This is a genomic window from Streptosporangium sp. NPDC049248, from assembly GCF_040678965.1.
Lineage (GTDB): Bacteria > Actinomycetota > Actinomycetes > Streptosporangiales > Streptosporangiaceae > Streptosporangium > Streptosporangium fukuiense.
Genome location: NZ_JBFAQY010000030.1, coordinates 58777 through 72909, shown reverse-complemented (window position 1 = coordinate 72909; position 14133 = coordinate 58777). Strand labels below are relative to the sequence as shown.

At 70.5% G+C, this 14133-nt stretch carries 10 protein-coding genes; 4 read left to right on the top strand and 6 right to left on the bottom strand.

Going from position 1 to position 14133, the window contains the following annotated elements:
• Positions 1-65 precede the first annotated feature (65 nt).
• The gene (locus AB0K21_RS36530) at positions 66-830 is read right to left on the bottom strand and encodes an ABC transporter permease (RefSeq protein WP_343966101.1); all 765 of its coding nucleotides are present in this window, start codon (positions 828-830) and stop codon (positions 66-68) included.
• Positions 827-1768, bottom strand: coding sequence for an ABC transporter ATP-binding protein (locus AB0K21_RS36525; protein WP_364156498.1), 942 nt, complete (start codon positions 1766-1768; stop codon positions 827-829). The genes AB0K21_RS36530 and AB0K21_RS36525 overlap by 4 nt, the downstream gene beginning before the upstream one ends.
• Positions 1769-1878: 110 nt before the next feature.
• Here AB0K21_RS36525 and AB0K21_RS36520 point away from each other — a divergent pair, with 110 nt between their 5' ends.
• From AB0K21_RS36520 to AB0K21_RS36510, 3 genes are all read left to right on the top strand, one after another.
• Positions 1879-2988 carry a histidine kinase gene (locus tag AB0K21_RS36520; protein WP_364156495.1) on the top strand — a complete coding sequence of 370 codons (1110 nt, stop codon included), beginning with the start codon at positions 1879-1881 and terminating at the stop codon, positions 2986-2988.
• A complete protein-coding gene (locus AB0K21_RS36515) occupies positions 2985-3635 on the top strand; it encodes a response regulator transcription factor (RefSeq protein WP_343966108.1) in 651 nt (216 codons plus the stop codon). Before AB0K21_RS36520 ends, AB0K21_RS36515 begins: the two co-directional genes overlap by 4 nt.
• 137 nt (positions 3636-3772) lie before the next feature.
• Positions 3773-6088: a serine/threonine-protein kinase gene (locus AB0K21_RS36510; RefSeq protein WP_364156492.1), complete on the top strand. Its 2316-nt coding sequence runs from the start codon at positions 3773-3775 to the stop codon at positions 6086-6088.
• A gap of 96 nt (positions 6089-6184) precedes the next feature.
• On the opposite strand, the gene AB0K21_RS36505 is transcribed toward AB0K21_RS36510, so the two are convergent.
• Positions 6185-7531 carry an aspartate aminotransferase family protein gene (locus AB0K21_RS36505; protein WP_343978870.1) on the bottom strand — a complete coding sequence of 449 codons (1347 nt, stop codon included), beginning with the start codon at positions 7529-7531 and terminating at the stop codon, positions 6185-6187.
• 89 nt (positions 7532-7620) lie between these two features.
• On the opposite strand from AB0K21_RS36505, the gene AB0K21_RS36500 reads away from it, so the two are divergent.
• Entirely contained in the window at positions 7621-8520 is a 900-nt protein-coding gene (locus tag AB0K21_RS36500) for a LysR substrate-binding domain-containing protein (RefSeq protein ID WP_343978867.1), read from the top strand.
• A gap of 68 nt (positions 8521-8588) precedes the next feature.
• Here AB0K21_RS36500 and AB0K21_RS36495 read toward each other — a convergent pair whose 3' ends face one another.
• From AB0K21_RS36495 to AB0K21_RS36485, 3 genes are all read right to left on the bottom strand, one after another.
• Complete coding sequence (locus AB0K21_RS36495; protein ID WP_343978864.1) at positions 8589-9464, bottom strand: AEC family transporter; 876 nt, start codon at positions 9462-9464, stop codon at positions 8589-8591.
• A gap of 138 nt (positions 9465-9602) precedes the next feature.
• Entirely contained in the window at positions 9603-12278 is a 2676-nt protein-coding gene (locus AB0K21_RS36490) for an alpha-amylase family glycosyl hydrolase (RefSeq protein ID WP_364156487.1), read from the bottom strand.
• Positions 12279-12362: 84 nt separating this feature from the next.
• A complete protein-coding gene (locus AB0K21_RS36485; protein ID WP_364156484.1) occupies positions 12363-14084 on the bottom strand; it encodes a carbohydrate-binding module family 20 domain-containing protein in 1722 nt (573 codons plus the stop codon).
• Positions 14085-14133 lie beyond the last annotated feature (49 nt).

Below are 14133 nucleotides of genomic sequence, written 5' to 3'. Positions count from 1 at the left end.
CCGCCCCCGGGCGAAACGGCGGGCGGTGCGCCCGCCCCGGCCGCCCGGGGCGGGCGCACGGCCGGCTAGTCCCAGCGGAAGAACACGGCCGCGACGACGCCGCCGAACACGAGGCTGGCGGCCAGGCCGATCAGGTTGGACGCCTCGATGGGCGCACCGATCCAGGCGGCCGACAGGGCCTGGCTCCCGGCGCCGAACGGCAGCCACTGCCCGATCGTCGTGATCATCTCCGGGAGGCTGTCACGCCCGCCGAACATGCCGCCGGTGGCGCCCAGGGCGAAGAAGACGCTCAGGCCGATCGCCACGGAGGAGTTCGGGGTGGGCGACAGTGCGGCGACGATCAGGCCCACGGCGTACATGGTGGCCACCGTCAGCGACAGCACACCGAGCGCCGCGCCGACGCGCACCGGAGGGTTGGCGTCGAACGCCAGCATGGCCAGCATCCAGGCGGCCGCGATGCCGACGGCGATCTGCAGCACACCGGCGGCCGCCTGGGCGACGAGGACCAACGCGGGCGAGGCGGGCGTCACCCCGAGGCGGCGCAGGATGCCGCTGCGCCGGTAGTAGGCCAGGAAGCTCGGCATGTTGACGATGCCGGTCGTGGCCGCGACCATCGTGAACACCAGCGGCAGCACGTAGACGTCGAAGGCCGTGCGGCCGTGCGCGATCGTCTCCCGGCCGGCGGACGAGGCGTTCATCACCAGGATGAGCATGGGCAGGCCGATCGGCACGATCAGCCCGGCGGTGTCGCGGGCGACCATCTTGAGCTCGCAGATCAGTAGTCCGGCCCAGGCGCGCGGGCCGGGGCGGTGGACGGTGATGTCGGTCAACGGATCGTCTCCTCGGTGTCGAGCCGGTGTCCGGTCAGGGCGACGAAGGCGTCGTCCAGGCCGGCCTGTTCGCTGCGTGTCTCGGTCGCCACTACGTCGGCGCGTACGAGCGCGACGCTGACGGCCTGGAGCAGGTCGCCGCGGCCTTCGACGACGACGCGGTCGCCGTCGGCGCGTACCCGCTCGGCCTCGTCGAGTCCTTCGAGCAGCCCGTCCGGCACGGGGGTGGCCGCGCGGAAGATGACCCGCTGGGCGAAACCGGCCCTTCGCACGAGCCCGGAGGGCGAGTCGAGGGCGGCGACCCGTCCCTCGTCGAGCAGCGCGACCCGGTCGCACAGCCGTTCGATCTCCTCCATGGCGTGGCTGACGAGCAGGACGGTCACGCCGGACTCGCGCAGCCGCTCCAGGGTCGTCCACATCTGGCGGCGTGCCTCGGGGTCGAGCCCGGTGGTGAGCTCGTCGAGGATCACCACCCGGGGTCGCCCGACGAGGGCGAGCGCGATCGACAGCCGTTGCCGCTGGCCGCCGGAGAGGTTCTCGAAGCGGGTGCGATGGGAGGCGGTCAGGCCGACCGACTCGATCAGGTCGCCGGTCGGCAGCGGGTCGCGGTAGAAGCTCCCGTACAGGCGGACCAGCTCGGTGACCGTGAGCGCGGAGTGCAGGGTGGCCTCCTGCGGCTGGACTCCGAGGACCTGGCGCAGCCGGGCCCGGTCGCGCCGGGTGTCCAGGCCGAGCACGCGGACGGTGCCGCGGTCGGGCCGCCTGAGCCCGGCGATCAGCTCGACGGTGGTCGTCTTGCCGGCTCCGTTGCGTCCCAGGATGCCGAAGATCTCGCCGACGGCGACCGAAAGGCTGACCTCCTCGACGGCGACCTTGGAGCGGTAGCGCTTGTGCAGGCGGTCCGCTTCGACGGCGGGAGATGACGTTGTCGCATGCATGCCGTCGAGGTTAGGAAGGGCGAGCCTCTGGCGCCTGTGCCGATGGTCAGCATCGGCACCCATGACTTTCGGCACCTCAGCGCGGATGGGAGCGTCAGTAGAGTGACGGTATGCGGCGAATCGAGCCGGACGCGTGGGCGGGGCTGGCGGCACTGCTGGTGTGCCTCGCGGTGGGCACCCCGACCCTGCTCGGCGTGGCCGAGACACGGGTGCCCCGGCCGGTGTGGGGTGTGCTGTTCGTGGCGCTGCTGGCCACGTCGCTGACCGCCGCGGTCTTGGAGGACCGCCGGCCGAGGCCGACGTGGGTCTGCTACGGCGCGGCCGTCGTGCTGGGGTGGCTGACGATCCTGACGGCGCCCGGCGCCGGGTGGCTGCCGATCCTGCTGGTCTTCACCGCGACCTTGAGTGCGTACGTCGCGCCGCGGTGGACGGGCCCGGTGGTGGTCGTGCTCAACACCGTCGTCATCGCCGTGGCCGCGGGCCTCGCCGGCGCCACCTTCACCGAGATCGGTCTCAGCGCGCTGCTGTACCTGCTGATCCAGACCGCGACGCTGCTCAGCTCACTGGCGAGCCTCCGGGAGCAGCGGATGCGCCGTGAGCTGAGCGAGGCGCATCTGGAGCTGCGGGCGGCGAGCGTCATCCTGGCCGACACCGCGCGCGCTCACGAACGCCTGCGCATCGCCCGGGAGCTGCACGACCTGATGGGGCACCAGCTCACGGCGCTCACCCTGGAGCTGGAGGTCGCCCGGCACCACGACGGCCCCGGCGCGCGGGTGCACATCGAGCGCGCCGACCGGGTGGCGCGGGACCTGCTCCGCGACGTGCGCGCGACCGTCGGGCAGCTGCGCGTCGACGCGCCCGATCTGCGCGAGTCCCTGAGCGCCGTGGTGCGCGACATTCCCGGCCTCGACATCGGTGTGTGGATCGACGACGACGTACGTCCCACCGAGGAGGTGACCATGACGCTCATCCGTGTCGTCCAGGAGATCGTCACCAACACCATCCGGCACGCGAACGCGACCTCGCTGCGCATCCGGATCGAGAGCACACCGGACCAGGCCGTGAAGCTCACCTCCGTCGACGACGGGCGCGGCAGCCCCCAGCTGCGGCCGGGCAACGGGCTGCGCGGCCTGAGCGAGCGGATCGACGCGATCGGCGGCGACGTGCGGCTCGACGGCAGCGACGGTTTCCGCGTCACCGCCATGGTGCCCGCGCGGTGATCCGGGTGATCGTGGTCGACGACCAGACCCTGGTGCGGCAGGGCATCCGCAGCCTGCTCGACCTGACCGACGACATCGAGGTGGTGGGGGAGTCCGACGACGGCATGTCCGCGCTGGCGGCGATCGAGGAGCACGCCCCCGACGTCGTCCTGCTCGACCTGCGCATGCCCCGCCACGACGGCATCTGGGTGCTCAAGGCGTTGCAGGAGCGCGCGGACGACGCGCCACCGGTGCTCGTGCTGACCACGTTCGACAACGACACCCTGGTGCTGGACGCGATGCGGGCGGGGGCATGCGGCTACCTGTTGAAGGACGTGACGCTCGAACGGCTGACCCGGGCCATCCGGGTCCTGGCCGACGGAGGGACGCTGATCTCGCCGTCGATCACCGATCGGCTACTGCGCGCGGTGCACCGCCGCCGGCCGGCGGATGACGGCGACCTGCCCGCGATCCAGCAGCTCACCGAACGAGAGGTGGAGGTGTTGCGGCTCGTCGCGGAGGGTTACAGCAACCGTGAGATCGCCCAGGCCCTGTTCCTGGCCGAAGGCACGGTGAAGAACCACGTCTCGACCATGCTGCTCAAACTCGGGGCGCGCGACCGCACCAACGCGGTGCTGCGCGCCCTGCACGCCAACATCCTCGACTGATATTTAGTAGGCATTTGGTCTAATTTGCCGATACTGGCATGCTCTTTTCCGGGACTCGGCTGCCCGGAACCCGGCGCGTGCGGCAGGGCGTTGGCCGCCGGACCACTCGGGCGGGCTCGTGACGGGGGAGGAGCACGATGGCCGGTACGGAGCTCAGATCCGGCGATCCCACGGCCTTCGGGCCGTACGCGATCGAGGCCAGGCTCGGTGAGGGCGGGCAGGGAACGGTCTACCTCGGACGCGATCCGGCCGGTGGGAGCGTCGCGGTCAAGGTGCTGCACCCGAAGTTCGCCGCCGACCAGGCCGCGAGGACGCGCTTCCAGCGGGAGATCGCCGTCGCCCGGCAGATCGCCGAGTTCTGCACCGCCCGGGTGCTCGACGCGGGGGAGAGCGGCGACCGCCTCTACGTGGTGAGCGAGTTCGTCGACGGGCCGTCGTTGCAGCAGGCGGTCGAGAGCGAGGGGCCGCGCGACGGCGCCGCCCTGCAGCGCATCGCGATCAGCACCGTCACCGCGCTCGTCGCCATCCACCAGGCGGGCATCGTGCACCGCGACTTCAAACCGGCCAACGTGCTCCTCGGCTTCGACGGCCCGCGGGTCATCGACTTCGGCATCTCCAAGACGCTCGACGCGACCGCCCACACCAGCGGCGCGATCGGAACCCCGGCCTACATGTCGCCCGAGCAGATTCGCGGCGAGCCCGCCGCCGCCCCCTCGGACGTGTTCAGCTGGGCCGTGACGATGGTGTTCGCCGCGACCGGAAGTCCCGCGTTCGGCCAGGACACCATCCCGGCCGTGCTGCACCGCGTCCTCAGCGTCGAGCCCGACCTGTCCGGGGTGCCCGAAGGGCTGCGGCCGCTGCTGCGCGACTGCCTGGCCAAGTCACCCGCCGACCGTCCCGTGGCATCCGAGGTGCTGTTCAGGCTGATCCGCCAGCCGTCGACGGGCGCCGCCGCCGCGCCGCCCCGGCAGCCGTCGCAGGCCGAGCGGTCGCCGGAGTCCCGGCGACCGCCCGCCCACGACCTGCCGCCGTCCCCCCAGCCGCCACCGTGGCGCCCTTCTCGTGCCGAGCAGCCGCCACCCGGCCGGAGCACGGCGCCCCAGCAGTGGGAGCCGGCCGGTCACGGAAGGGCGCCCGCACCCGCTGGGCCGGTCCCGGCCGGGACCGGTGTGCCCGCCGGGCAGGGCGGCCCGGGAGGCGGCGCCCCGGCCGTGACCGTGCCGGTAGCGGCCGGTCGGTCGCGCCTGTGGTGGATCGGGGCCGTCATCGCCGCCACCACCCTCGTGATCTCCGCGGGAGCCTTCGTGCTCCCGCCGCTGCTGTCGGGAAGCGAGAAGGGGGATGCGGACCCCACCCCCGTGGCACTGACCGGCTCCCCGCCATCGGTTTCTCCGCCGCCGGTCTCGGACGTCTCCCCGTCCCCCGACGGGTACCCGTCTGGGGACGGGTCGTCGCCCCCGCAGAGCACGGGGCAGCCCTCTCCCGCGGCCACCCCCACCTCGGTCACCGGAGACTGGAAGAGCGCGCCGGTGGGCGGCCCGCTCCGGGGCCACCGCGACGACCTGCAGGCGGTGGCGGTCGCCAGGGTGGGCGACAGGTCCGTGATCGTCTCCGCCGCCTACGACCGCACCGTCCGCCTCTGGGACCTGGCCACCCGCAGGCCGCTGGCCACGCTCACCGGGCACACCAACTGGGTGCGCTCCGTCGCCGTCACCGAGCTGGACGGCAGGACGATCGCGGTGTCAGGCGGTGACGACGGGACCGTACGTCGCTGGGACCTCGCCGCGAGGAAGGCGGTCGGCAAGCCCATCGCCGCCGCCGAGCCCGTCTTCTCCCTGGCCGTGGCCACCCTCGACGGTGAGCCCGTGGTCGTGACCGGCGGCCGCGACGGGGGCCTGCGGCTGTGGAACCTGAGAACCGGCGCCGCGATCGGCAAGGTCCGCCGTGCCTCCAGCGGGGCGCTGTTCGGCCTGGCGACCGCCGAACTGGACGGCGAGCCCGTCGTGTTCACCGGGAGCGAGGACGGAACGGTGCGCCGCTGGCCGCTCCGCTCGGGCCGCGGCGAGACGATCGCCACCCAGCGCGCTCAGGTATCGGTGGTCACCACCGCCGAGCTGGACGGCAGGCTGGTGGTGCTGTCCGCCGGCGGTGCGCAGGACATCCACATCGACGACGCCGCCGGCGCCGGTGAGGCACGCCCGCCCATCCGCGACCACAGCGGCTGGATCTACTCACTGGCCGTCGGGAGGGTGGGGTCGCTCACCGTCGTCGTCTCCGGCAGCAACGACGGCACCGCGCAGGTCCACGACCTCGACACCGGAGCGTCGGCCGGGCGGCCGTTCAAGGGCCACGACCACAACGTGTTCGGCGCCGCGGTGGCCGAGCTGGACGGGCGTCCCGTCGCGGTCACCGGCGGCGGCGACGACACGGTCAGGATCTGGCGCCTGGGCTGACCGGCCACCACCGTGGCGAGCTCCACACGGAGAACGCCCTGGTCCCGGGCGCCATGGGCTGGAGGGGCGCCCGGGAACCCAGAGCCTGTCCCTTGGTCAAGCAGCGAGGTGCGTTCGTGCGACCACTTCCCCGATCGCCTGGTCGAGCATCTCCAGGCCGAGGGTGATCTCGGCTTCGGTGCTGGTGAGAGTGGGGGCTATCCGGAACGTGCCGCCGATTCCCGGCAGCTGCACGATGTTCATGTGGAGGCCGAGTTCGAGGCAGCGGCGGGTGATGGCCGCTCCGAGCTCGTCCGAGCTCTCCTCGGCGCCGGGGGCGGGCGCGAGTTCGATTCCCTGGAGGAGCCCGCGGCCCCGCACGTCGCCGACGACGGCGTGCCGGTGCTGGATGGACAGCAGACCGGCGCGCAGGAACGCCCCCAGCTCGGCCGCCCGCGCATCGAGCGCGTCACGTTCGAGCACGTCGAGCACGGTGTTGCCGACGGCGGCGACCAGGGGGTCGGAGACGTGCGTGGTGAAGAAGAGGAACCCCCGTTCGGCGGCGGCCTGTTCGATCTCGGCCGAGGTGACGACCGCGGCAAGCGGCAGGCCGGCACCGAGCGTCTTCGACAGGGTCAGGATGTCGGGAACGACACCGTCGCGCTGAAAGGCGTACCAGGTACCGGTACGGCACAGCCCGGTCTGAGCCTCGTCGAGGATGAGGAGCATCCCGCGCTCGGCGCACTTGCGCTTGAGTGCCGCGAGGTAGCCGAGCGGCGGTTCGATGACCCCCCCGGAGCTCAGGATGGGTTCGACGATGCAGGCGGCGAGGTTTCCCGTGGACTGCGCGTCCACGAGCCCGAAGGCGACGTCGAGCTGACGCCGCCAGTCGAGTCGTCCCGCCGCGTCGACGAAATCGGGCCGATACTCGTAGGGGACCGGGATCGGGATGTTGCCCGGGGCGGCCGGCCCGTATCCCCGGCGTCCCGAGCTGTAGGTCGCCCCGGCTGCGGCCTGGGTCATGCCATGCCAGGACCGCGCGAACGACACGATCTCATGCTTTCCGGTGACAAGCTTCGCCATCCGGATCGCCGCCTCGTTCGACTCCGCACCCGTGCTCAGCAGCAGACTCTTGGTGAGAGGGGCGGGCAGCGTCTCGGCCAGGCGTCGTGAGAGCTCGACGACCGGCCTGGAGAGCATGCCGCTGTAGAGGTGGTCGAGACCGGCGACCTGGCGCCGCACGGTCGCCACGATCTCCGGGTGCGAGTGGCCGAGGATGGAACTCATCTGCCCCGACGTGAAGTCGAGGATCTTCCGTCCCCTTTCGGTGTAGACGAAACTCCCCTCGGCGCGCGCGATTATCTCCGGCACGAACGGGGCGCCGTACCGGATGACGTGCTTGTCAACATCTGACCAGAACGCAGCATCGGAGGCGAGCGGGGGATCGGAGGCGATGGGCGACATGGTTCGACGGTACTGACGCCAGACTGTGCATGTCCATCGCAGCATTTCCATCATTCTGTTCGGTTCCATCGAACAGTAGGCTGCCTGTCATGACCCTGAACCCGTGGCGACTTCGGCTTCTCGATGTGTTCGAGCGGGTCGGCACCGTGCGCGCCGTGGCGGCGGAACTGATGTTGAGCCCCTCGACGGTGTCGCAGCAGTTCGCGGTGCTGGAGGCCGAGACGGGAGCGCAGCTCTTCGAACGGGTCGGCCGAACCCTCACCCTCACGCCGACCGGTGCGACGCTCGTGGAACGGGCGCGCGAGCTGCGCGACCACATGGATTCCATCGAGGCGGAGCTGGCCGAGGTCACGACCGAACCCGCGGGACAGTTACGCGTGGGCGGGTTCGCCAGCTCGATCGCCCCGATCCTGATCAAGGCGGTGACGGCTGTGGCGCGCGCGCACCCGCGGCTGAGGCTGGAACTGCTCGAGATCGAGCCGCGCGAGAGCATGGCGGCGCTCCATCAGGGCCGCTGCGATCTCGTGGTCACCGTCGACGAGGCCGACGGCGCGCTGCTGAGCCCCACCATCACGGTGATCCCGCTCGCGACCGACCCGCTCCTGCTCGTCGCGCCCGCGGCCCACGAGGTGGGGAAGCTCGACGTCGTCTCGCTCGCCGATCTCGCCGCGGAGCGGTGGGCGCTTGACCACTCGGGCACGTACCTGGGTGAGCTCGTTCCTCGGCACTGCCGGCTCGCCGGATTCGAGCCGATCGTCGCCGGTCGCTTCTCCAGCTACGGCGTGCTGCTCTCCCACGTCGCCGCGGGACTGTCCGTCGCGGTGCTCCCCGAGCTCGCGGTCGAGCCCAGGGCCGGCGTCGTCGCCCGCCCGATCGTCGGTCTCTCCGATCGGAGGATCGTGGCCGCCGTTCGCTCCGGCAGCGCGCGGCGGCCCGCGATCACGACCGTGATCGAAGCACTTCGGCGGGCCTCCGCTCACCCCTCATAGTTCTGTGGAAGTGAGGCCGGATCCCGGTACGGGCTCACGGTGCGAGCCCCGGCGGGGGTGACCTCGGATCACCCGGCTCCCAGCAGGGCGATGACGGACAGGGTCACCAGGGACAGGAGGCTGGAGACGAGGATGGCGTCGCGGGGCAGTTCGGTGGGGCGGCCGTGCTCGGCGGCGTAGATATAGGTGTTCTGGGCGGTGGGAAGTCCCGCGAACAGGACCGCCGCGAAGAGTGCGGGGCCGTCGAGGTCGAGGAGGAAACGTCCGGCCAGGAGCGCCACCAGCGGCTGGAGCAGGAGTTTGAGCACCACCACCGGCCCGATTCCGCGCCAGGCGACGGCCGAGCCGCTCAGGGACATGCCCAGTGAGAAGAGCGCCAGGGGCACCGCGGCGCCGCCGAGGATCTCCAGGGGCCGCAGCGCGAGGTCGGGCGGTTGCCAGCCGAGGGCGGACACGCCCAGGCCGAGGATCGAGGCCGCCACGATCGGCGTCCGCAGCGGGGCGAGGAAGGACGAGCCGCCGGCCCCGAGGCCGAGGAAGAGCAGCGGGGAGACCACCAGGACCTGGAACATCAGGACCGACACCACGAACGTCGCGTCGTGCAGGACGTAGAGGCCGACGGGGATGCCGAGGTTGCCGGCGTTGACGTAGCACGACGCCATCGCGCCGGTCACCCGGTCGGGCAGCTTGCCGCGGAGCAGCGCGAGCGCCAGCAGGCCGACGGTGAAGGTGCTGATCGCGAAGGCGAGCAGCGGGCCGGGCTGGACCTGGCTGAGCGGGGTACGGCTGAGCGTGGTGAACAGCACCGAGGGCATCGCGATGGTGAACGCGAATTTCGTCAGCGCCTGCCGGACCTGAACGCTCGCCGATCCGGAACGGGCGGCCAGCCAGCCGAGGGCACCGATGCACCATATCGGGACGAAAGCCGCAATAACCGCCTGCACTCGGCATACCGTATCCGGGCCCCGGCGCCGGAGAGCCAAGGGGGTGCGCGCCTTGTTCGACTGGGGAGAGTGCGGTGAAAGGCGCGACACCGCCCGGATCCGGCCCCGAGCCGGTCCGGGCGGTGCCGCCGGGCGCGGTTACCTCAGGTACGGCCCCGCGGAGCCGATCTTGCCGGGAGCGGGGTTGCCGGGCAGTGCGAGCACGTAGGCCCGCATGTTGCCCTTGCCGCTCAGGGAGACGGTGAGCGTTCCGCCGGTGACGGTCTTGCTGTCACCGGTGACGGCATCGACGTAGGTGCCGTTGGGGATGCCGGTGAAGGTGGCGTTCCCGGAGACCGAGACCAGCACGAAGCTGTCCACGGACCCCTGGGTGAAGCGACGCTTGTAGGCCATGCCACCCGAGACACCCTCGGTGGAGTACTGCCCCTTCTGCAGCGCCGGAACGGCCCTGCGGATCTGGTTGAGCCGCTGCACGTGCTTGACCAGCGGCTTGTCGAGGGTCTGCGCCACCGCGCCCGAGGCACTGGACACCGTGCCGAAACCCGAGGCGGTGACCGATCCCGCCAGGTGGTCACCGAAATAGGCGCGTCCCGTCGTGGCCAGCGGGCAGGTCGGCCCGCAGTCGATCGGCTTGCCCGCCTGGAACTCGATCTCCGAGCCGTAGTAGAGCGTCGGAATGCCGCGGAAGGTCCACATCAGGCTCATGTTCTCCGCCCAGGCGTCGGTGCCGCCGTCGTAGCGGACCGAGGACTTGTTCGGACCGTAGTCGTGGGAGTCGACGTAGACGGTGTTGTAGGTGGCGTCGTTGTAGCTGTCGTCGGAGTCCTTGCCGTTGTGGAACGCGTTGGACGCCTCGCCGAAGTTCATGTGCATGCGCATGTCGATGACGTTCATGCCGGAGAACCTGCTGTGGTCGGGCGCGTGGTAGGTGTTGCCGTTCAGCGTGGCGTTGGTGCTGGTGGGCTGGTTGCCCGAGCCCATCAGGTTCTCATAGTCGTACTGCTCGATCGCCGCTCGGACGTCGTCGGCGCTGTACTCCTTGCGTTCCTTCCAGGTGAAGAACTGGGCGGAGTGGTTCACCGAGCCGCGGTTCCACTTGTCGTGCACGAACGCGGCGACCTCGCCGAAGACGTAGAAGTCCTTGGCCTTCTCCGCGCCGAACTTCGCGGTCGCGTGCTCGCGGATCGCGGGCAGGAAGCGGCGGTTCCAGGTGACCCTGGGGATGTGCACGGCGGTGTCGACGCGGAAGCCGTCCACGCCCATGTCGATGTACCTGTTGTAGACGTCGATCAGGTAGTCCTGGACGGCCTTGCTCTCCGTGTTGAAGTCGGCCAGGTCGTCGTGGAGCCAGCAGCTGCGGGAGTCCTCCCCCTCCCAGTTGCCGATCCAGCACTGGTGGTAGTAGTTCGCGGGGAACATGCCGGAGGTCGGGTTCGGCCACTGGCAGTTGTGGATGCGGTACCCCTCGGGGCTGCTCCACTGGGTGGGAGTGCCCCAGTTACGGCAGGTGTTGCCCGCCGGCTCGGTGGTGGACCACTGGTCGCCGTTGTACGGCCTGCCCTTGGCCATCGCGTTCTGCGCGGCCGTCAGGTTCGGGTCGTTGCCCTGATGCTCCTGCATCGGGTTGTACTCCCGGCCCGCCTCCTTCTCGCTGTAGAGCCACTTCCACTGATCGTCGCGCGCGCCCCACACGGTGGGGGTGAACAGGCCCTTGGCGCCCCAGCGGGAGCTGTGGTTGTAGACGACGTCCTGGTAGATCTTGATGCCCTTGGCGTGGGCTGCGTTGATCAGGTCCTGGTACGACGTGCCCTCGGACTCCAGGCGGGGGTCGACCCGGTAGAAGTCCCAGCCGTGGTAGCCGTGGAAGTCGTAGTCGGAGCGGTTGAGCACGACCGGGGTGATCCACAGGGCGGAGAAGCCGAGGCCCTTGATGTAGTCGAGCTTGTCGACCAGGCCCTTGAAGTCACCGCGGAACATCGGGTCGTTGTTCGCGGCGTTGCCCGACTTCACGTGCTGGCTGCCACCCCGGTTGTTGGAGGTGTCGCCGTCGGCGAACCGGGCGGTCATCACGAAGTAGATGGAGTCCTCGCGCGGGTCGCCGCCGAGCGGGGTGCCACCCTCGGGCGCCTCGGGCTTCTTCCCGGTGGTGGCGCCGGCCTCCTCGCTCGCCCCGGAGAGGTTGCCGGCGGCGTCCCTGGCCTGGACGGTGTAGCGGTAGAGGGTGTTCTCCACCAGACCGGTGTCGGAGTGCGCGGTGGCCGTCACGTCGACGACCTTGGTTCCCCCGGTGCCGCCGGTGCGGGTGACCTTGTAGCCGGTCACCCCGACGTTGTCGGTGGCGGCGCTCCAGGCCAGTGCGATCGAGACGCCGGTCGCGGCCGCTGTCACACCGGTCGGCGTGCTGGGCTTCTCGGTGTCCGGGGCCTCGGGGACGCAGGGGTCGGCGGCGTTGCCGGTCACGACGCCGTTCTTGACGGTGCTGACCCCGGTGCCGATGGTGTGGTCGGCGCCGCCGTTGTTGTCCCAGGTGCCCGAGCCGTTGTTGAAGGCGGCCTTGAGTCCGGTGGCGGTGCCAAGGTTGACGGTCTTCTTCTTCCAGCCGGTGCAGGCGGTCTCGTTCATGCCGACGCCGGGGACGGTGGTCCAGGCGCCGCCGGTGGGCTGGTAGTGGATGTTGGCGGTCGTCCAGGTGGTGGAGTAGTAGACGGTGACGCTGTTGGCGGCCAGTGCCGCGGACAACGGGACGAGGGCGGAGGCCAGGCCGAAGATCGCGACGACGAGCAGCCTGAGCACGCGTTGGGGGGATGAACGCATGGGGATTCCTCTGTGCGAGGCGGAGAGGGGAACCCCGGGCGTCGGCGGACGCCCGGGGCGGATGGGCCGGATACGGCCCGAAGGTCAGCGCCAGGCGTCGTTGCGTGTCGCGGTGCCGCTCGCCGGGGTGGTGAAGGACCGGTTGGGGTCGCTCTCCCACGCCACCGAGCCGTCGGGGTTCTTCTTGATGTACTTGTACTGGATGGTCGTGCTGGGCGGCAGGTTCACCGTCGCCTTCCAGATCGGGTAGGAGGCCGAGGACAGGGCGATGGAGTTCGCCGGGTTCCAGGACCCCAGCTCGGCGACGTTGCCGACGACGAAGACGTTCTGGCCCCAGGTGGTCGTCACGTTCGCGTTGAACGAGGTGGCGACCTGGCCGGGGTCGACCGTCGGCGTCGGGGACGGGCTGACGCCGCCGGTGTGGATGGCGACCGCGCTCTTGCCGGGGACGGTCACCGAGGCGGAGCCGTTCGAGCCGACGGTCACCGAGCCGCCGCCCACGACGTTGGCGTAGGTTCCGGCGGGCAGGCCGGTGGAGAAGGTACGGGTGACGCTGCCGCCCTCGTTGTTGATCGCGACCCAGCCCTTGTCGCCGCGGCTGAAGGCGATCACGTTGTTGCCGTTGTCGTACCAGTTGCCGACCGAGGTGCCGGCGACGGCGCGGTTGAAGCCGACCATGCCGCTCATCTGGCGGTGGAAGCAGGTCCACTGGCCGTTGCCGCAGTTGGCGTCGGTGGCGAAGCCGCCGTTGGCGGACGGCGGCCCCGCCTCGCTGTTGCTCCAGGTGAAGCCGGAGTAGACCCTCGGCGTCCCGTACGGCCAGGCGAGCATGAAGACGTTGGCCAGCTTGTAGGCGTCGCCGTACTTGTAGTTCATGGTCGAGCCGTTACGCTCGGTGTCGTGGTTGTCGATGAAGACCACGGCCTTGTCGCTGGGCACCGACAGCCCCCAGCTCTGCCCGAAGCTCTGCAGGTTCTTGATCTGCCCTGAGAACTGCTCCTTGAGCTTGCGCCCGTACACGAACTCGTGCACGTCGCCGATCCCGGTGTACTGGCTCGGTGTGATCGCCTCCTGATCGCCCTGGATGACCTCCTGGTGGATGTAGGGCGAGCCGGTCAGCTTGCCCTTGATCGCGGCCAGGTCGCCCGGGTTGATGTGCTTGGCGGCGTCGATGCGGAAACCGTCCACACCCAGGGAGGTCAGCTTGTTGAGGTAGCCGGCGATCTGGTTGCGGACGTACTCGGAGCCGGTGTTGAGGTCGGACAGGCCGACCAGCTCGCAGTTCTGTACCCGCCAGCCGTCGTTCCTGTAGTCGGAGTCGTTGATCCCGCAGGTGGGCGTGTGGAAGTCCCAGGAGGAGTAGAGCCCCGGATAGTTGTACTTGCCGAAGCCGTAGCCGCCGTAGCTGGTGCTGCCCTGGCCGGTCATGTGGTTGATGACGGCGTCGGCGTGGACCTTGACGCCCGCCGCGTGGCAGGCGTTCACCATGTTCCTGAACGCGTTCTCGTCACCGAACTTGCTGGTGAGGGTGTAGCGGGCGGGCTGGTAGATGTCCCACCAGACCGAGCCGCCCTTGGACATCGAGTCACTCGGCGGCGAGACCTGCACGGCGCTGTATCCGGCGGGGCCGAGGACGTCGGTGCACTCCCTGGCGACGGAGTTCCAGTTCCAGTTCCACAGCTTGACGATCGGGCCGGGGGTGGGCGGTGCCGCCTGGGCGGGGGTGCTCAGTGCGACGGGCACCACGACCGCGGCGGTTGCCAGCGCGCTTAACGCCGTGGCAACGATGGCTCTGTAGGGTTTCATGAGTGGGGGCCTCCAGGATCGATGGACGGGTTCCCTGGCCGGGCCGGGT